At 67.7% G+C, this 19466-nt stretch carries 11 protein-coding genes and 3 pseudogenes; 10 read left to right on the top strand and 4 right to left on the bottom strand.

Going from position 1 to position 19466, the window contains the following annotated elements; all coding sequences use genetic code 11:
- Positions 1 to 37 precede the first annotated feature (37 nt).
- Positions 38 to 4660 (top strand): sacsin N-terminal ATP-binding-like domain-containing protein, encoded by a 4623-nt coding sequence (locus tag ACZ47G_RS21995; protein WP_465745063.1) that lies wholly within the window; start codon positions 38 to 40, stop codon positions 4658 to 4660.
- Positions 4661 to 5829: 1169 nt separating this feature from the next.
- On the opposite strand, the gene ACZ47G_RS21990 is transcribed toward ACZ47G_RS21995, so the two are convergent.
- The 3 genes from ACZ47G_RS21990 to ACZ47G_RS21980 form a co-directional block, all read right to left on the bottom strand.
- Positions 5830 to 6474 (bottom strand): hypothetical protein, encoded by a 645-nt coding sequence (locus ACZ47G_RS21990; protein WP_465745197.1) that lies wholly within the window; start codon positions 6472 to 6474, stop codon positions 5830 to 5832.
- A 513-nt stretch (positions 6475 to 6987) separates the two neighbouring features.
- Positions 6988 to 7770, bottom strand: coding sequence for a very short patch repair endonuclease (locus ACZ47G_RS21985; protein WP_465745061.1), 783 nt, complete (start codon positions 7768 to 7770; stop codon positions 6988 to 6990).
- Complete coding sequence (locus ACZ47G_RS21980; RefSeq protein ID WP_465745059.1) at positions 7767 to 9086, bottom strand: DNA cytosine methyltransferase; 1320 nt, start codon at positions 9084 to 9086, stop codon at positions 7767 to 7769. The genes ACZ47G_RS21985 and ACZ47G_RS21980 overlap by 4 nt, the downstream gene beginning before the upstream one ends.
- 740 nt (positions 9087 to 9826) lie before the next feature.
- Between ACZ47G_RS21980 and ACZ47G_RS21975 the strand changes: the two genes are divergently transcribed.
- The 3 genes from ACZ47G_RS21975 to ACZ47G_RS21965 are packed head-to-tail and all read left to right on the top strand — an operon-like array spanning position 9827 to position 14471.
- A complete protein-coding gene (locus ACZ47G_RS21975) occupies positions 9827 to 12166 on the top strand; it encodes an ATP-binding protein (RefSeq protein WP_465745057.1) in 2340 nt (779 codons plus the stop codon).
- Between the two features lie 12 nt (positions 12167 to 12178).
- Positions 12179 to 13840: a DEAD/DEAH box helicase family protein gene (locus ACZ47G_RS21970; RefSeq protein WP_465745055.1), complete on the top strand. Its 1662-nt coding sequence runs from the start codon at positions 12179 to 12181 to the stop codon at positions 13838 to 13840.
- 13 nt (positions 13841 to 13853) lie between these two features.
- A complete protein-coding gene (locus tag ACZ47G_RS21965) occupies positions 13854 to 14471 on the top strand; it encodes a hypothetical protein (protein ID WP_465745053.1) in 618 nt (205 codons plus the stop codon).
- A 333-nt stretch (positions 14472 to 14804) separates the two neighbouring features.
- Here ACZ47G_RS21965 and ACZ47G_RS21960 read toward each other — a convergent pair whose 3' ends face one another.
- Positions 14805 to 16217, bottom strand: a complete 1413-nt coding sequence (locus tag ACZ47G_RS21960; protein WP_465745051.1) for a hypothetical protein — start codon at positions 16215 to 16217, stop codon at positions 14805 to 14807.
- Between the two features lie 236 nt (positions 16218 to 16453).
- On the opposite strand from ACZ47G_RS21960, the pseudogene ACZ47G_RS21955 reads away from it, so the two are divergent.
- The 6 genes and pseudogenes from ACZ47G_RS21955 to ACZ47G_RS21930 form a co-directional block, all read left to right on the top strand.
- A pseudogene (locus tag ACZ47G_RS21955) lies at positions 16454 to 16617 on the top strand (IS5/IS1182 family transposase); the annotation flags it as partial.
- Between the two features lie 52 nt (positions 16618 to 16669).
- Entirely contained in the window at positions 16670 to 17263 is a 594-nt protein-coding gene (locus ACZ47G_RS21950; RefSeq protein ID WP_465745049.1) for a DUF4291 domain-containing protein, read from the top strand.
- A 38-nt stretch (positions 17264 to 17301) separates the two neighbouring features.
- Positions 17302 to 17445 (top strand): annotated as a pseudogene (locus ACZ47G_RS21945) (IS110 family transposase); the annotation flags it as partial.
- 304 nt (positions 17446 to 17749) lie between these two features.
- Positions 17750 to 18364, top strand: a complete 615-nt coding sequence (locus ACZ47G_RS21940; protein ID WP_465745047.1) for a hypothetical protein — start codon at positions 17750 to 17752, stop codon at positions 18362 to 18364.
- A 241-nt stretch (positions 18365 to 18605) separates the two neighbouring features.
- Positions 18606 to 18806: pseudogene (locus ACZ47G_RS21935) on the top strand (DUF6879 family protein); the annotation flags it as partial.
- Between the two features lie 127 nt (positions 18807 to 18933).
- Positions 18934 to 19215 (top strand): Scr1 family TA system antitoxin-like transcriptional regulator, encoded by a 282-nt coding sequence (locus ACZ47G_RS21930; RefSeq protein WP_465745045.1) that lies wholly within the window; start codon positions 18934 to 18936, stop codon positions 19213 to 19215.
- The last annotated feature ends 251 nt before the right edge of the window (positions 19216 to 19466 follow it).

The following is a 19466-nucleotide window of genomic DNA, read 5'->3' as shown; positions in this document are numbered from 1 at the left end:
CCACAAGACCCGTACCCGGGGGAGAAGGAGAGACAGTGTGACCAGGGGTGGGAACGACGAACTGGCCGCGGCCGTCCAGGCCCTACTGGACGCAGAGCCCGATCCGGGCTTCGAGGCGACGACACCAGAGCAGGCCGCCCGAGCCATCAGACTCTTCGACGAAGGATTGCACACAGGAGCGAAACTTCTCCGGCAGGTGGCGGAGGGCGCCCAGCAGGGCGCCGAGACGATCTCCTCGGACCGGCTCCAAGTCCTGTCCGAGATGGTGCAGAACGCCGACGACACCGGGGCGGGCGAGATCCGCTTCCGCTTGCGGCCGACCGAACTTCTGGTCGCGCACAACGGTGGCGGCCTGCGACTGGCCGACATCCCACGGCTCGGGCTGCCGTGGATCAGCGGCAAGAGTCGGGACTCCGAGGCCACCGGCCGATTCGGCATCGGCCTGGCGACGCTCCGCCTGCTCTCGACCTCCTGGGAGGTGCACGGCCACCCGTACCACGTCCGATTCACCGACCTCGCCCTTGCCCCGGCCGACCCCCCACCACTGCCGCCGGACATCGCGGGACTTGAGTGGACGGTCTTCCGAATCCCCCTCGAACCCGGAGTTCTGCCCGCAGAGGACCTTCTCGCCTGGTTCGAGAGCTGGCAGGACAGTTCCCTGCTCTTCCTTCGTCACCTCGAACAGGTCACGGTGACGACCGAGGACCCCCCTGGCGCGTGCCCGGCGCGGGTGCTGCGGCTGAGCTGGCGTGACGTCACCACGCTACATCGGCGCGTCGACGGCGCGGAGCACGGCGTCCGGGTCAGGGAGGCCCGGACCACCGACGGCGGGCTCTGGCGCGTCTACGACACGCTGATCCCCTCCCGACCGGGATGGCACCGGCTGCACAAGGAACTCGGCCCCACCGTTCCGGTGGCCGTGGCGCTGCCTGTGCACGTAGCGGCACTCGGGCACATCCACGCGGGCCTGCCGGTCGCACCGCTGCCCGTCTCGGCTCGGGTGCACTCGCACTTCGACCCGGTCGTCAGCCGCGAGGGCTTTGCCGCAAGCACCCTGAACTCGGCACTGATCCCAATTGTCGCCGACCTGTGGCAGGCTGCGGTCCTCGACATCTTCGGACAGGTGGAACCGGCGGCCTGGCACCTGCTGCCACTGCCCGAGACCTCCAGCCCCGGCAAGGCCAAGCTGCCCGACCTGCTCGTCGACTCACTCGTGGAACGGGCCCGGGATCAGGTCGCCACCGCGCTCACTTTGCCCCTCCCGGACGGAACAGCCGTCCCGCTCACTGACCTCGCGGTCGAGGCGGAGGAGCTCACCGGAGTGATCTCCGGATGGGACACCGCTCAGCTCGCGGACCTGACCCACGGTTTCCCCGACACCGCCCGCGATCGGAACCACCGCTGGCGCGAGGTGCTCTCCGACTGGCGTGCAGCAGGCGTCACGGAACTCCCGGACGAGATCGAGGTCACCGACGCACTCGCATTGCTTCAGCAGCCCGCGTACGACATCGACCGGACGGTACGCCTCACCGCCACCGCCCTGAGCGGTGGCCTGGAGTACAGGCTGCTCCACCGCGCGTGCCTGGCCACTGCAGACGGCCGGCGCCTCGCCCCGATGAGTACCGAGCACGCTTTCGCCGACGACCGGGGCACCGGTCTACTGGACCCCCTGCGAGTCCTCAGCGACCTGCACCCCGCCTACTGGCAGGACGACGACGCGGCCCGGTCGGTCATCGCCTGGCTGCGCAGGTACGACCGCCTGGTTCGACGCGACGACACGGCGGCCGTGCTCCGCCGCATCGCGGACCTGGGTACGGCCGGCGGTCGGCTACAGACCACCGACCTGCCCGAAACCGAGCGACTGGTCCTGCTCCAGCAGGCCCTGAGTAAACTTCCGAACTCCGAGCGCGACCGGCTTGGCCCAGGAATCGGTCGAACTGTGCGACTGGACGCATACGAGTACGGCACGGACGGTCAGGAGAAACCATGCCAGGCCGCACCGAGCCGGCTCTACTTCCCCCGGTCGTTGGAAACCACGACCGGAGACCGTTTCGCGGCCGCAGCGCAGAAGACGCCCGGCCTTCTGTGGGCTGACCGCGCCTACGCCAAAACCCTGCTGTCGACTTCGAGGAGCGGCGGCCTCGGTCCCACGGCATTCCTGCGTCTGCTGGGTGTGGCGGACATCCCTCGGCTGGTTCCGGTCCTCAACGGAGCGGGAGTGAAGAAGTACGATTCGTCCCGCGACAGGCGAGCCGGCCTCGCCTACGATGCCAGGCGTTCCCCCGCCGACCGACGGCGGGCCATGCTGGAGCTGAGGGTCGACCACACCCTGGACGACCGGTCCTCGCCGGACCTCGCGCGAGTCGTCGCGGACATCGTCGCGGACCGGGACACCTCCGAGCGCCGACGCCGTACGCTCGCGTTGCTCCACACCCTGAGCAGGCCCGGCATGATCACCAGTCCCGACCACGCCACCGTCCAGGCCGCCGTCGCCAATTACGGCTGGACCGTGCGAGACGAGATCGCCGCACTCTGGGTCTGGAAACTGCGCGACAGCGCGTGGCTGGAGGATGCCAAGGGCACCCTGCGCCGCCCCGGCCAGGTCCAGTTGCGCACCCCCGACGCCGTGGCGCTCTACGGGCAGGACGAGCCGAACTACCTCCACCCGGAACTCCACTCCGCACTGTCCGGCAGGGGCGACGTCCTCACCGCTCTCGGTGTGGCCGGCGACCCCGACGTACCCCGGCTCATCGACCGCCTCCGGGACCTGCGCGAGCGCCCACTCGGCACCGGCCCCGAGGCGGAGGAAGTCAGGACCGAGGTCTACCTGGTCTACCGCGCGCTCGCCCGGCGCCTGGCGGAACGCACAGCGGACACCGCCCGTGCCCAGACCGAGGAGACGATCAAGGCGGCGTTCCGGAGCTACGACTCCCTCGTTCTCACCGACCTCGGCTGGCGACGCCCCGCCGACTGCTTCCGGGGTACCACCATCTTGCGCGGCCTGCGTCCCTTCGTGCCGCTCGGCCCCGAACTGGTGCCATTGTGGCAGGTCCTCGGAATCGGGAAGCCGGGCCCCGAGGACCTGGTGGAGGTCCTCAAGGAGCTCGCTGCCGGCGGAGAGCCCGAGGACGGGGACCGGCAACTGCTGATGCTCGAAGCCCTGCGGGCGCTGAACACGTCGATCGGTGGCGCGCGCGCCACCGTCAACCAGGGTTTGAGGGAGAAGCTGCGCTGGCTACCACTGTGGACCAGCGCCGGGTGGACCAAACGACGGCCGGTCTACGCCGTCGCCGCCCACCTGTCCGTCGAGCGGGCCCTCGCCGACCGTATCCCGCTCTGGACGCCGGGTGGCGAAGCGGAGCAGTTCACCGGACTGATGGCCCCGCTCGGCGTGCAGCAGCTGAATCCGGCGTCGGCCGAGGCCGTCGAGCCCGACGCGGCCCTACCCGACCCCACCCTCACCGAGAGATTCCGCCGTGCCGTCACCGCCTTGCAGGACCGCCTGGTCCGGGACCAGCCGGAGGCTGCCGCCTCCTTCACGGAGTGGGCTTGGCTCACCGGCCTGGAGGTGCGCATCCTGCCGGGCCTGCGCATCCGGCTCGACCCGGGCGATGGCCGGGAGCCGCTGGAGATCCCGATCGGCGCCCATGTCGACCGCACGGCCAAGGCCCTGTTCCTCTCCACCCCGAAGGAACTGAGCACCCGACTGGGCACCGGAGCCGCCGTGGCCTGCCACTTCACTGCCTCCCGTGCCCAGGTCGCCCATCACTGGCGGGACTTCTGGGAGGAGGACGCCCTCACGACCGGCCACGCTGTACCACTCACCTCGGCAGACCAGAGGGACTTAGAGGAACAACGGCGACGCACCGAACTGCTGCGCGAGCGCTCCCTGCGGGCCGCGGCGGCGGAGCCCCCGACGAAACCGACCCCCGCCCGAAAGCCTGAACGCGGCAACCGTCACTCACCCGTGAAACCCACCGCAGCCGTCCCCGCACCTCGATCGGGCACCGACAGCGAACCGTCACCGGCGTCGACGGGCTCGCCGACACCGAACCCGACCGCCACCACCACACCGCAACCGCGACGGCTGGTCAGCATCGAACGACTCGGCGAACCGACCGTCAGCCGGACCGCGGCATCCTCCGACAGCACAGGAGGACCGGTCCCGAGGCAACCGCGACGTGCGACTCGCACACGGAGCACCGAACTGTCGGCACCCAGGCCGGGCGGAGCCGTGCCTCACGAATACTCGGCACCCCTCGGCTACCGGGACAAGACCAAGGAGGCACTGGTCATCCGACTCCTCGCATCCGTCCTCGGCGAAGACGCGGACAGCCTCGACCAGCGGGGAAAGCACAATGTCGGAGCCGACGCGGTCGACAGCGCGGGCCGCTACTACGAGATCAAGGCACACGGCGGCCCACGTCCGAACGAGGTCACCCTCACCGCCGCGGAGTTCCGGCGCGCCCGGGAGAAGGGCGAGGACTACGTCCTGCTGCTGGCCGAACACCTCGAGGAAGGCAGCGGAGGAACCCCGACGCTGCTCATGATCGACGATCCCCTCCGCCGGCTCCGCATCGAACCCGTGTCGGACATCCGTCTCAAGGGCACGCGCAGCGCCCAAGTGGAAGGCACCGTCTGGAGGTGGCCGACGAGCTGAGCGCGACTGGCAGTAAAGGCCCGCCCGAGATCCGTTCGGTGATGGTCATGGGGCGACGCGCGGACAGGTTCCCTGCCCGTGCGTCGCTTCCGCGCCGCTTCGACGGCCCTGATACATAAGCGGACCATGCCGCTACCTGGGCAACAGGACCGTCCGCGCTCTGAACCGGCGCCCACAAGACACCGCCTTACCTCCATATCTGGCGAACGGGGGGACTGGGGCGACGGTTCGATAAGCCCTGTGGTGCTGACACCGTCACCTGGAGGTAGTGCTCCACTCCCAACATTTGGCTATGGATGCGCTCGACGATCGCAGCAGTGTCCGTGTCTCGCCTCAAGTGTTATAGATGATCACTGCCAGGGCGAGCCCCGCCTCGCGCCGAAAAGACCCTCGAGCTACCGGACGGTCCCGGTGGCCAAGCCTCCGATGGACGCGTCAGCGGTGCCACGGTCGCCCTCCTACGTGCTGAGGTGCCCCACCAGAAGCGGATTGGTGTTGGTGATGTGGCTGGGAGGCCTCGACGCGGCCGGGTTGGAGCGGGTCCCGGCGGTGCGCCCGGACGAGGCGTCAGCGTCGGAGCCGGGGCTGGCTGATTCACCGGCCGACCGTCTCCAGCGCCGGACCCGGTGGCGCGGGCTCTGGCTCCCTTGTCCGTGCACTGTCGAGGTCAGAAGAGCGTGAGCTCGGACCCCTCGGTTCCGCCGAGTCCCGGCAGGGCGTCCTGCCAAAGGGTGGCGTCGGCCAATGCCACCTGTTTCATGCTTCCTTCGCAGAGGACGAGGGAGCGCCGGTCCCTCTTGTGGTCATGGATCACGCCGTAGCCGCTCCGGCGGGTCGGCATGAGGGCTACTGACCGTTCGCAGGCCGGGCATTGGATTCTCGGGGAGCGCATACGTCCAGGCTGCCCGGCGGCACTGACATTTGACCAGGCCGCAGCGGATACGCGTAGCGCGCGATCCGGACGGCCCCGGGACCGAATGGGCCGGAGATGCCCATCGTGCCCACGTTGACCGTTGGTCGGCCCAGCCGCCTGAGCAGTTCGTCCGGCGGACGCACATGTCGGCGTACACATTGAGGTGCCCAGCCGCGTACACGTGAACGTGCTCACTGCGCGCAGGCTTGGGTGCTGTGTCGAGCTCGGTTCGGCCGGTGGAACTGGGACCGCTGTTCTACTGCTCGGGCGATCCGGCAGGTGCGGGCAGGTCGAGGACCCGGGCAAGGGCGGCGGTGACAGAAGCCTGGTGGTTGGGCAGTCGCCGGCGGGCCCAGTCGGCGGCCAGTGCGAGGAAGCCGGCCAGGTCGTGCTCGGCACCGGCGAGCAGGCTGCGGAGTTCAGCGACGGGTAGTTCGATCACCGGGCTGTCGCTCTGCTCGGCGTTGACCGTGAGCCGGACGGTGTCGCCGATGCACTCCGCGACCGGTGACACGGGTTCGTGGCCGAAGCCGAGCAGGCCGCCGCTCTCGACGAACCGGTGCCAGTCGCGCCAGTCCTCCAGCCCGTCGCAGCAGCCGGGCAGGAACACGGTGCCGGTGGTGGTGTCGGTGAGCCGTAGACCGCCGGCCGCGAAGAGGGTGTCGAAGGTCAGCAGTCCGTGAAGGAAGGAGCCGAGCGGGTCGGCGGGCCGGGGAGGGCGGCTGTTGGCGGGGTCGTCGTCGGGGTCGATGTCGTTGCAGCTGACGATGCGCATCACCGCCGTCCCGACCTCGGCGGGCGAGAGCCCGCCGCTGAGGGGCACGAAGCTGGAGGCCTCGGTCTCGGAGACGGGCCAGAGGTCGAAGCCGTCAGGGCTGCGGATCTCCAGGACGGGCTGCATCACGATCACCCGGCGAAGTGTTCCGCACAACCTGCCCTCACCGCCTCCCGATTACGCGAGGCGCCGCGTTCTGTCGAGCCGGGTTCAGCGTGAAACCTGAGCACCTTCAGCTGTACTGCCCTGGGCAGACCCGGGTGTACGCCGACAGCACATGACCAGCGGGCAGGGGGATCGGCTTCAAGGCGCCCTGGTGATCTCCTGCGGGGAATCCCAGAGCCGACTGGGCCGGTTGGACCCGTCCACGGCCGCCGACCTGCGACGCTCGCCAAGAGGGCGAACTCGGCCGCAGCGCGGGTCCGGGTCTCAGGTTCACGCACGGGGGATAACCGGCGTCGGCGTGGTGCGCGACGTCAGGGTCACAGTGATAACGACGCGACTGGTCTCGCACCGCGAGGTCTCGCTTAGGCTGGAATAGCCGCTATCGGCCCTACGGGATGGGACGCGGTGCTGGCGGGCAGGGCGCACCGCAAGCCCAGGCTTCCGCTTCGCACCTCGACGGTCAGCGCGTGGTGCCTACCCACGTGATGTGGCGGCTTGGACCACCGCAGCAACCCGGGCCGCGGCCTCGACCGGGTCTTCGTGTTCCCAGATCCGAATCACGGTCCACCCGGCTTCGAGGAGAAGACGGTCCGTCTCGGCGTCCCGGGCTTGATTGCCCTCGATCTTCGCCCGCCAGAACTCGACGTTCTTGCTGGGGGCCCGTAGGTGTTCGGGGCAGCCGTGCCAATAGCAGCCATCGACGAACACGGCCACCTTCCATTTCGGAAATACGACATCGGCGGTCCGCCGCAGTTCGGGCAGTGGTCTCGACGCCACGCGATATCGGAGGCCCCGCTTGTGTAGCAGCGAGCGAAGGCGAAGCTCCGGTTTCGTGTCCTTGTTCCGGTTACCCCGCATTGAGGCCCGAACGGCGGGGGAGGAGGCCCAGGAGCCCTCCGCCAGTGGTTCCTCGGTCAGGAGACCCTTCTGCCAGGCCAGGCTCCAGCCCTCGGCGAGGTTCGCCGCGCGGGTGCCGTGCTCGACTTCGCCCAAGTAACGGGCAGGGGACCTCCCCGAGTCGGACCAGCGAAGGTAGGCGCGAATACGGCGGGTGTCCGGAAGTACCTTCAGTTCCACGGAAGCACGGGCGAACCGGCCATCACCAAGGTCGACCGATCGTCGATGGCGGCCGCCGGCGGCCCGATCCTGTTCAGCCGCCAGAGTCTCGCGGCTTCGGTGAGGTCGTCCTTTCCAGGCGCGCTCGGGCGGAGGGCCGTACTTCCACCGGCCCCGCGCGAGGCCGCTCGCCTCGGTCACCTTCGACGTGCCTCCGCCTCGTCCAGGACCGCGGCGACCGCTTTCGCGAAAACCTCTCCAAGGACGACGGGTACGGCATTCCCGAGCTGGCGCATCTTCTCGCCACGTGGGCCCTTGAGCTCCCAGGTGTCGGGGAACGTCATCACCCGGGCCGTCTCACGGACCGTCATGTAGCGGTGCTTGTAGGTCACGCCATCGGGCATCAGTTCATCAGTGAGCATGACCGACTCGCCTCCCGGCACCCCATGGACGCCGGCTTTCACGGTCTTGGCCGGTCGGTCCAGCTCATTGGGAGTGTGACCATGGTAGATGCGCGCGCCCGGCCACCCGATGTGCTCCGTAAAGCCCCCGACGAAGCGCTCGGTGCGGTCCAGCATGTCATCCGTGATCTTCGGCAACGGCTTGTTGTCACCGATACCCTTGACCGCGTCTCGCAGCGTGTTCCAGGGCAGCAATCCGTCGTCGAGTGGCAGGTTCTTCGGAAGGCGCGCCTTGACGCACTCACGCACGTGCTTCGGGACCTCCGGGTGCCGCTCCCAGTAGCTCCCCCCATCCAGCATGGATCGGATGAGCGAAACCTCAGAGTGGGTCGGCCCGACAAGCCTCTTGAAAAGCTCGATGTCGACTTCCAGGTCGCGACGGAAAGCGACAATGATGACTCGATTGCGAATCTGCGGCACGCCGTAGTCGGCGGCGTTCACGGGCGTCATGACAACCTCGTACCGCTTCTTGAGCTCCCCCGGGAGCAGGTCGACCGGTTCTCGCGACAGCCGCTCGATCAGCTTGTCATTGTGGTCTCGCCAGTCGACGCCCTCGCCGCGCTCCTCGAACGGGAGCGCGAGCTCGCGCTGGATGTACTCGAAGTAATCCTTGAACGAGGGCCTGAGCAATCCTCGGACGTTCTCGCAGATGACCGCCCGCGGTTGGATCTCGCGAACGGCCCTGAACATGTGCGGGAACATGTTCCGCTTGTCCTCGTCGCCCTTGGCGACACCACCAAGACTGAAGGGCTGGCACGGTGGCCCGCCGGCCAAAACGTCGACTTGATCCCTTAGGTAGGCCATTTCCAGCTTTTGGACGTCTCCGGCCACGAGCGGGACCTTCTGACCGGGTTCGGGGGCCCTGGTCGGCCTCTCGCCCTCGGGGAGCAACTCCGCCCCGTTGGCCTCCAACGTCTCGCAAGCGCGCTTCGCGAACTCGTTGAAGAGCAGTGGGCGGAACCCCGCGCGGTGCACGGCCATGGCCAGGCCGCCGGCGCCGGCGAACAGCTCGACACCGGTGCGATCCTTCGTTGATTTTTCGCGCAGCTCAGCCATTATCAAAGCATACCGCGGAGTTTCCACTCATCAAGCGATCTTGGTCGGTCGACTCGAGGTGCTCCCGGTAGCGCGGGAACCTCGCGTCGCCTCAACCGCGTGGCATCGGGCCGATCCAGCCGACGGTGATCGCGCACTCGAGGGTACCGTCAGCGCGACTCGTCGGACGAGGCAGAAGTTAGCAGTCAGCGCGGCCTCGGGCGAGCGCCCCCAGGAAACTGGTCTACCAGTCGATCGCTCCGTCGGGCCTCGGAGGTGGCGGACCGACCGTCCCACGGGCACACGGTTCGACCAGAGAGCCAGGGGCCTGGCGGGCCGCGGTCCGCCCAACGCGCGTCGGACCGCCCACCCCGAGGTCGCCGGAACCGGCCGGGTCGGTCATCACCGTCAGCCCGCGCCGGAAGGCGAACGCGGGTCGGACACCGCCCCGGAAGGGGACCCGCGTGCGGCGACGGCCACGCCCACCCTCGCCGAAGTCCGCCCGGGATCCCGACCACGCAGCCGGTTTGTCGGGGTTGACCCATCCTCACTGGTCACGGAGACGGGAGGGCGAGGTGGGCGGCGCCATGTATCTGGATCTTTGTATCCCAAGTACCGGCGGTGCCGACTACTGTTGGGGAGTCGATGACGGAAGATCCCCGTGGCCGGGCCCGCCCAGCCACAAGTGCCGTGTGGTCGCTGGGCGGTGGCGTGAAGCGGTCTTCCCCGGGGTGGGATCAGGACAAGGACGGACGCAAGGGATGACCGAGAGCCAGTACATCAATGTCATGCCCCACCCGCGGATCCTGGGTGTGCTGGGTGACATCGAGTTCTCGCACTGGCAATGTCTGGCAGAGCTTGTCGACAACTCATTCGACGAGTTCCAGGCCGCCGGCGAGCCCGAGGACCGGTTCTCAGTCTCTATCTCCCTTCCGGCCGCCAACTCCCAACGCGCCACGGCCGAGATCATCGTGCAGGACAACGGGCGAGGCATGAGCCTGGACGCCGTGACCAACGCCATCAGCGCGGGCTGGACGAGCAACGGGCGGCACGGTTCGCTCGGCCTGTTCGGTATGGGCTTCAACATCAGTACCGCTCGCCTCGGCCGACGGACCACGGTTCGTACCAGCCAAGCCGGCGATCCCTACTGGATCGAGGTCACCCTCGACCTGGTGAAGATCGCCGACTCCTCCCAGTACCAGGCTCCGTATCGCCTGGTGCCCAAGGGCAACCCCGACGAGCACGGCACAACGGTCACCATCAACGACCTCAAGCAGGAGCAGCACACGACGCTGTGTCGTCCCCAGACCCAGGCCGTGATCCGGGAAAAGCTCGGCGATGTCTACAGCTACCTTCTGCACACCAAGGACTTCCTGCTGACGATCAACGGGAAGAAGGTCAAGCCGCGGCTGCCCTGCGTCTGGGACGAGAAGCGAACCGTCACCCGTCAGGGTGTCGAGATCCACGCCATCCAGAACATCGAACGAGAACTGAGCCCCAAGAAGGCCTGCATGGTGTGCGGCTACTGGAGCTCGGTCGACGCCGAGTGCTGTGAGGAGTGCGGGCAGGACCGGCTGGAACTCAGGGAACGCAGGATCTGGGGTTGGATCGGCGTCCAGCGGTACGTTCACCGTAGTGACTACGGTCTGGACTTCCTGCGCAACGGACGCAAGATCCTCCTCAAGGACAAGCGGGTTTTCTACTGGCAGGACGAGGACAACCTCGGGGAGCAAGAGCTCGAATACCCCATCGATTCGAAGACCCCGATGGGCCGGATCGTCGGTGAGATCCACTGCGATCACGTCGCGCCCAACTACCAGAAGACCGCCTTCGAGTTCGAGACCGCAGAATGGCGACAGGTCCTGCGAGAGGTACGCGGTACCAGCCCCCTGCGGCCGACGATCGCCAAGCGGCTCGGATTGCCGGAGAACCGCAGTGCCCTGGCCCTGCTGTACACGGGCTTCCGCCGCCAGGACCCCGGACTCAACTACCTGATCCCGGGCGATGGCCGTACCGCCCTCCACGACAAGGCCCTGCGCTGGGCCGATCTGATGAGGCTGGGGGATCGCGAATACCAGACCGACGAGGTCTGGTACCAGGCCGCATACCAGCACGACAACCCCGTCTCGCCGGAGGCGACCCCCGAGAACGATGAGATCCTGCCCGGACTCGGGACCGATCTCCTCAAGCCCGGGACCTCGTCGCCCACGGGTACCGGCCAGAGCGCCGAAACGAAGATCGGAGGCGACGAAATCGGGGACGACGCCGTTCCCGTGGAGACGATAGGGCAGCGTCTGCAGCGTTACCGCGCCAACGCCGAGGCCCTCGTGGACCTGGGAGGCAAGTACTTCCTCGAAGATCTCGGCCGCGTCGAGCTCGTGGCTTGGGCGGTTCGAGGCCAGACACTGGTCAGCAGCGACGACCGCGTCGCCCCGGTGGTCGTGTCGATGCTCCGAGCTCCTCGACTCGAGGTCTTCATCAACACCGGGCACCCGCTCTTCAGCGAGAACGGCGCGGATCTGCGGGACCTGGCGTTGGTGGAGGTCGCGGAGTTCATGAGGGTTCGCGCGAACAACCTCTCCCTGTCTTTGACGGGGATCATCGCCGAGCTCAAAGCCCAGACCTCCAGCCCGAGGTTGACCGCGGCCGCGATGGCGGAGGAGTCAGAACGTCTGCTGGACCAGGTGCGGGGGGCGATGGTGACTCCCGTAGCAGAGAACCCGGCCATCCACTGGTTGCTCCTGACACAGGAGGAACGCGCGAGGTCTGAAAGGAAGTTCGCGGTTCAGTCCGGCGGCGAGTTCTCATGGAACGACGCGCTCACCAACGGGGACTTCATCCGCTACGTGCCGGCCAGCGCCGTGATCCGCATCATCCAGGAGACCCCGGACAGCTTCCTCGACGGCCGGGTCTTCAAGCGTGGATACGTCTCCCTGAGCGACCCCGAGGCGAGGGCCCTCGTGGTGGAACGGTTGATCAACCCGTTGAGCGACCTGGCGCTGCTCGAACAGCACCGACCGCGTCTGGACGTGGATGAGATGGCCCGGTTCCGTATCAGTTGCCGCCTGATCGCTCGCGCACTCGTGACTGACAACAACTAGAGGCAGCTCCATATGTCAGGATTCCTGGACGCGGCCTCGCTACTGGACGTCGGTCCCCTGCAGTTCCCACGCCAGATCGAGAGACTCCTGTGGCACCTGGGGTTCTCCGACGTGTCCAACATCGATGGCTCGGGGGACGAGGGGGGCGACGTCCTCGCACGGCTCAGGGGCGAGGTCTGGGTGGTTCAGTGCAAGTGGAGACGCGGCGGGCCGGTCGGGGCCGCCGCCGTGGAAGAGGTCGCTCGAGCGCGGGACACCTATCGCGCTCATCGCGCCGTCGTCGTCACCAACACCCGGTTCAGCCCTGACGCTCGCCAACGTGTGGTCAGCCTCGCCCGCCTGGGGCCCGCGATAATGCTCTGGGGTGGTGCGGACCTGGCCGCGAGTTTCGACCGCGTGCCCGAGCGGATCACGAGAGTGACTCCGCGGCCGTATCAAGCCGAGGCCCTGGAGGCCCTCGGTTCGGATCTCGACGCCACCGGCCGAGCGCTTCTGGTTCTGGCCACGGGCCTGGGCAAGACCGTCGTCGGTGGAGAGGCGATCGCCTCCCACCTGACGCGCAATCCCGGGGACAGGGTCCTGGTCGTCGCGCACGCCAAGGACCTCGTGCAACAACTGGAACGGGCGTTGTGGCGGCATCTCCCGAAGGAGGTACCCACCCGGCTTCTCACGGGGGACAGCCGGCCGAACGATCTCTCGGGTCTCACCTGCGCGACCGTCGGATCGGCGCTCAACGCCGCGCGCTTCGGGTACCGCCCCGGGTTCGTCATGGTCGACGAAGCCCATCACCTCGGCGAGGAAGGCCAGTTCGACGAACTCCTCGCCCTGTTGCGCGAAGCCCGACACCTGGGCGTTACGGCGACTCCCTGGCGCGGTGACAAGCACGACATCACCCGGCAACTCGGACCCACCAGTTTCAGCCTCGGCATCGAGGAAGGGATGAGGCGCGGCTATCTGGCCCAAGTCGACTATCGCTTGTTCGTCGACAACGTCGATTGGGACGTCGTGCGCGATGCCAGCGAGCACGAGTACGGCCTTGCCGAGCTCAACGCCAAGCTCTTCCTGCCTCAGCGGGACGAGGCGGTCCGGGACGAACTAGCCGCGGTCTGGACGACGACCGCCAACCCCCGCGCCATCGTTTTCTGCCGCACGATCGAGCACGCTGAGCGCCTCGCGGAGCTGCTGCGGCGCACCCCGTTGTGGTCCGGTGCGCTCGCGATCCACGCCGGCCTCGCCAAGAGGGAACGTCAGAACCGACTCCTGGCCTTTCGTGCCGGTGAGGTGCCCATCCTCACATCGGTCGACATCCTCAACGAGGGTGTAGACGTTCCGGACGTCAATATCCTCTGCTTCGCGCGAGTGACCCACTCCCGCCGTATCTTCGTCCAGCAGCTGGGCCGCGGCCTTCGCCTCAGGGAGGGGAAGGATCGCGTTATCGTTCTCGACTTCGTCAGCGACCTCCGCCGAATCGCGGCCGCCCTCAAGCTCAAGCGAGCGCTGGCCGGCGACGGCCAGATCGAGATCCTGCCAACGGTCGCCCCATCGCGGATCGGTTTCAGCGATCAGCGAGTGGCCACGCTCATGGACGAATGGATCAAAGACGCGGCAAGCCTCGAGACCGCCTACGACGAACACCGCCTTCAGTTCCCCACCGCCCTCGCACCCTGGGAGTGACTTCGTGCCCGCTATGCAGCTACCCGCCGCCGTCCGCGAGCTGCTCCTGATTGAGATCTACCAGCAGGCGAATGACCTGGACTGGGAGTTCCTGAGCAATGGAGAGAAGACGGCCCAGTACCGGAAGTGGATCGAAGACCCCAAGGTGGGCGGTGTCCTCCTCGCATACGGGCCCGAGAAGGACGCCCGTGTCTGGATCAAGGACGTTCCCATGAAGGAGTACGGCCGCTCCCAGGAGGGCATCGGTCACTACGTCCGGTACGCCGTGAACCGTTTCCGAGGACCTGAGGAGATCGTCCACGCCGCTTTCGGTGAGGGCTGGGCCGTAGCGTCCGGATCGCTCGGGGAGAAGCCGAATCATTGCTACGCCACGAACGGCGAGATCAATCGCTATGTGTGTTGGGGGCGTGTCGGCACGTTCCGGGACCTCATCTGGGCGGCCCTCAATGAGGCCATCGGGGCGAAGCAGCGTCCAGCCATAGTCGTCACCACCCGTGACGGTGAGACCATCCCGACAGTCGATCGCCTGCGCCAGATCGAGGTCGCGGACCACTGCGGAGTCAGCATCGCGCACCTGCACCGAACGATGATTCAGAACCCCGACTACGCGGGGGCTCCTCCGGTGGCGTGATCGCGGCCGCCCGTGTCCCGTACGACGAGAGTTCGAGCAGGTCCGCGCCACCGCCAACCAAACGGCGGGTTCTGTTCGTTCCGGCACCCGGACCCGCTCCGCCTCCGACGGGTCGGCGGTGGGTACGCCATTCCCGCGAATCGTCCGGTCGTTGGCTGGTATTGGAACTTGTCCTGTCGATGATGTGCGGAGCAGATGATGACAGTTCCTGCGGTGACGGAAGACTTCGACGGGGCGAACCCCTTGATGTGGCACTCGCACGGGGCGGCTACCAGCAACTGGTCGCCGCCCCGCCCTGTAGTCACCGTCTGGGGTCTGACGGACGACGCGACTTCAGCTCCTCACCCGCTCTGACTCGGATCCCTGTGTCGGGATGCTCGGAAGCGCGAGACGGCGGGCCAGGTTCCGATGGGTGGACTCGTACTCGCTCAGCTCATCCAGATACGAGCGCCAGATGACGTCGCGCTCGACTCCCAAATGAGCGGTCCCCTGGTACAGCTGCTCCAAGTAGCCGATCATGCGACGCCCCCAACACTGATCATTGTCCCACCAAGCCCGCAGCACCTTCTCCAACGCCACGAGGTCGAGGAAGGGAGCGCACGGCAGAACAGCAGTGCTGGCGACGAACTCGCCGGTGTCGAAGTTGGGGACCTTATCGAGGAGACCGGCTAGGTGTTGCACGTGGTAAGCGCCAGGCTGTCGACCGATGGCGTCCACTCGGTTGGGAAAAGCCAGTCCCTCAAATGCCTTCTCCAACACGGGAAACGACTGCCTTATCTCGGCGTGAGTGATAAGTCCCAGTACCTTCATCTCCGCGTCACCCAAGGACGTGGCGTCATCCGCTCCCTTGCTGCCGATCTGTTCGACCCGGTCGGCGAACAAGCCATGTAGAGGCTCGGGCAGGGCTTTCCAGAACGCCGGCAGGCCACCCAGACGGCCGAAGGCCGCAAGCTGCACGCTCGGATCGGCGTTCCCCAGCGCCACCATCTGCTTGGAAACCGCCTGCTCGACCAGCGCGGAGTCCCGTTCCGCGAAGCAGCGTAGACAGTCCGCCATCCGGTCGGCCAGCTGCGCCGCCGACAACCCGACATTGGGGTCGTCGATCTGCCGAACGGCGAACTTCGCCGCGAACTCGACCACGCGATTACGCGCCGACGGGCGGACCTGGTCGAAGTACGTGTGGGTGATGTGGCCCTGGTTGAGGACGAACCCAATGTCGGCGACGTGCGTCGCGAAGCTGGCCACGACCTTACGGCCCTGGCTCGGCGGATGGATCAGCAGGGCGTCCAGCGCCGCGACCAGATGGGCGCGGGCGTACTCGGCGGTCGGCTGGTACGGCTCGCCGAGTGGGCGCAAGGATGGATGCGCGCTCTGGTGGCGATCCTCCCGCAGCCGCTCCAACTGAACGTGTTGGGAGGAGTCGATCAGCTCCAGCTTGAGCGCGGTGTCGAGGATCTCCCGCTCGACCTCGAGCATGCTTTGCACCGCCTCCCGGCGCTTCTTCTCGTCGCTGTCACCACCGAGCTTCTGCGCCTCCTCCACCTTCTTCGCGAGTGCTGTGGCGTCGGGCTCACCGTCGTCCTTGAGGACCTGGACTTTGGCAATCAGGTCGGCGCAGACCGCGGTCCACGTAAGGACGATCGCGGCGCGGGGTACTCCGGTCGCGTAGCTGCGGTGGGCGTCCCGTACCAGAGGGCGAACCTCGGCGTTGTAGATCCGAGTGAGGCGTTCTTCAAGGTCGATCACAGGCTGCTCGTCCTCCCCCCGCCCCTCGGCCGGGGCGCTGCCATGCCATGTCTCAGCGAGGGTATCCGCTTCCTATCGGCGCCGTAGTTCCGGCTGCGCAGCGTTGTTCGTCAGTGTGGCCTGAGCGGCGACACCACCTGTCCTACACCTTGTTTCAGAAGGTTGGGTGCGGGGTGTTTCCTCCGGTATGGGGGGTGCGGCGGGCTGAGCCGTTGTAGGCAAGGACGTTCACGGGTCTGCGGGTGCGGTACTTCGATGGCCTGACACGGGTGGTGCGTGAGTGGGGTGGCAACGGTCCGGGTGGTGACTGGCAATGGCGCCTGCCGCTGGCAGACCGGGTGTTGCTGGTGGCCTGTACCACCGGACGAGCCTGACCATGCGGCAGCCGACCATGGGACTTGGCTCCAGTAATTCGATGGCGCGAAGCGCACCCGACCTCGACTCTGGTCACCGTGTCAGAGCCCAAGCATCAGATCCGCGCCCTCCATACGGCGACCACCGTGACGGTCTACCAGGCATACGCGCTGGAGATCGGCCTGCCCGCCGCACGTGATGGCCGCTTTCCCGCGATCTGGCGGCGGGACCGGATGACGTGGATCAAGCCGTCGTTCCTCTGGATGATGTATCGCTGCGGGTGGGCGGCCAAGGAAGGCCAGGAGACCGTCCTCGCGATCGAAATCACCCGAGAGAGCTTCGAATGGGCCCTGGAGAACGCCTGCCTGGCCCACTACGAGCACGGGTTGCATCCCGATCGCGCCACCTGGAAACGCCGGCTCAAGCGAGCCCCGGCCCGAGTGCAGTGGGACCCCGAACGCGATCTGCACCTACAGCCGCTTGCCCACCGCTCCCTGCAGCTCGGCCTCGCCGGCGAAGCCGCCGAGCGCTATGCGGAGGAGTGGATCGTCTCGATCAGCGACGTCACCGCGCTCGCGCACGATATCCACGCCCACGTCAGGGACGGAGCTCTGGACGCCGCCCACCGACTCCTCCCCGCAGAGCGCCCCTACCCGGCGAGCGACAGGCTTCTGGCCCATCTACGCGGCTGAGCCGTCTCCGACAGCCTGGGACTGCAGGCTTTTGGTGCCTGTACCGCACCGACATGCACGCCCACCGGCCTCTGCCTGACGACAGCGACCTGGCCCGCGCCGTCGCCGGCTTCGCCCGCGCTCAGCAGGACGCCATCGGGAACCGTCAGCAGATGGCCAACCGGCTCCGCTCGCCGCTGCGCGGATGCCCAGCAGCAGGGCCATCCGTGTGCCGACCCGCCTCGCCAGTGCCAGACCGAGGCCCGTGGGCGAGACGCGCTGCCGCTCGGTGCCCTGACCGTGTCGACGGGTCAGCCCCTCCGCCTGTTCAACGAGGGTCCGTCGCGGACACGACCCCTCCGCGCAGGAGAACCGGCGGACCCGCAAGGTCACGACGACGGGTCTTCGGAACCACGCGACCTGCTCGCCCGTCACCGGGCTATCCGTCTCCGGTGTCACCGTAGGCGGATAGCCTTTGGCGGGAACGGGCGGCTGCTGGGAGTGGACGTGGACATCGAAGAGATGCTGGACCGGCTTGGCGCGGTGATCGGGCCGCCGCCCTCGGATGGAGTTGTTCCGGTTCCGTGGGAGCTCGGGTCTCAGGAGATCGGTTTCCAGCTGCCTGCGGACTACCGGGCGTTCGCCGACCGGTACGGGATGGTCAGCATCAGCAACGAGCTTCACATCTACACACCATCGGCAGCGCCCAGTCCCGAGATCGGACAGCCGCTCGGCTTCGCGGGATTCCTGTACAACACGACGGAGCCCTACGGATACTGCGCCTGGCTGGCCGAGGCCTACCGGGACGGGGACCACGACGAGTGCCCGTATCCGCTGTTCCCGGCCGAGGGCGGGCTTTTGAAGTGGGGCAACAACTGGAACTCCGACCATTTCTTCTGGCTGATGCGGGGCCCGGACCCGGACCGGTGGCCGGTGGCCGCCAAGTTCCACTCGATGCGGGAGTGGGACCTCTTCGAGGGCGGCTTCCTGGAGTTCCTGGTGGCGGCGGTGACGGAACAGTATCCATACCACGGGGATGTCGTGCCCGGCGGGACGAAGCAGGTCTGTGACGGCCGGGCCTATCGCCCTGGGGGAGACTGGTCGAAGAACCTTCGGCAGTGAATCCGCGGATACGGTCAACGGCCAGCTCCGGCTCGGCGACCTGGCCAGCGGAAACGCACTCGTCATTATCGGAAAGACAACGGCTTCTGACGGCCTTCTCTGAGCTGCCAGCCGACGCCCGGCACTCCGCGGTGCACCTGGGGATGCGCGACTCCAACGGCATCGCCGGCGAAGCCGAGGAGTTCGAGCAGTCCAGCGGACCGGGGCCCACCCGGACCTCGACCCCGAGGGCGAGGGCTGGTCCGGCTGGGTGTCGATGAGCCGAGCCGCTGTTGCCCGCGGCGTCATGGTGCGCCGGGCCCGGATCGTCTCCGAGCCGGTCACCGCGTACATCCGCTGCGAGCACGCCGGAACCGTGGTCAACCTCGCGACCAGTGAGCTGGTCCGCTGGCTGCCCTGCCGCCGGGCCTCCGACCTCGCGCTGCCGGGGAACGACTTTTGATTGTTCGACGGGACGGTCGTCCGGTTCAACACTTCACCGGCGACGGGGCCTCTGGGGGCCGGAGCTGTGCGAGGATCCCGCCGTCGCGAAGCTCTGCCTCTACGACCGTCGCAGCAGCGTCGAGACGATGGCCGAACAACTGGACCACCTGCCGGAGGCCATCGCACTGCCGGCCGTCTCACTCGGCGTCATCCCGTTCACCGCGCAGCGCACCATGCGGCCGGCGGAGATGTTCACCGTCTTCGACGGCGCCGAAGCCGGCGTGGAGCTGCTGTCCGCCCAGGTGGCCGTCACCACGCCCGGCGAACTCGCGCCCTACGCCCAGGCGTTCGACCGGCTCAAGGCTTCGCGGTCCACTGGCGCGCGGGCACGGGCTCTGATCACCAGGGCCGCCGACTCCCTGGGCTGACTTCCTGCAAACACGTGCAGACGTCTTGAGAGCCCGGCCGGTCACTCTCTACTGTCTATCCGTCGCCCGCCGTGACGGACCCGACGCTCGGGCCCGCCCCGGCAGGCGAGTTGGGACCGCTGCGCCGTACCTGCCCCCGTCGGATCCGCGCAGCCGTCATCGCCGACGAGAGAGCGGAGTGCCACTGTGGCCGCGCACCTCAGGCCCTGGCCACGGCTGAGGCCGCCCATCGACGGCCGTGGGGGCGCCAC

This window comes from Kitasatospora sp. NPDC030952 (genome assembly GCF_055571335.1).
The sequence above is the reverse complement of the archived record's forward strand: the minus strand, read 5'-3'. Positions and strand labels throughout refer to the sequence as shown.

Bases quoted from the DNA above. Each gene is read 5' to 3' on its own strand.
- ACZ47G_RS21965 (WP_465745053.1), top strand. From the start codon at position 13,854: ATGCAGCTACCCGCCGCCGTCCGCGAGCTGCTCCTGATTGAGATCTAC.
- ACZ47G_RS21970 (WP_465745055.1), top strand. From the start codon at position 12,179: ATGTCAGGATTCCTGGACGCGGCCTCGCTACTGGACGTCGGTCCCCTG.
- ACZ47G_RS21975 (WP_465745057.1), top strand. From the start codon at position 9,827: ATGACCGAGAGCCAGTACATCAATGTCATGCCCCACCCGCGGATCCTG.
- ACZ47G_RS21930 (WP_465745045.1), top strand. From the start codon at position 18,934: ATGGCCGAACAACTGGACCACCTGCCGGAGGCCATCGCACTGCCGGCC.
- ACZ47G_RS21990 (WP_465745197.1), bottom strand. From the start codon at position 6,474: ATGCAGCCCGTCCTGGAGATCCGCAGCCCTGACGGCTTCGACCTCTGG.
- ACZ47G_RS21980 (WP_465745059.1), bottom strand. From the start codon at position 9,086: ATGGCTGAGCTGCGCGAAAAATCAACGAAGGATCGCACCGGTGTCGAG.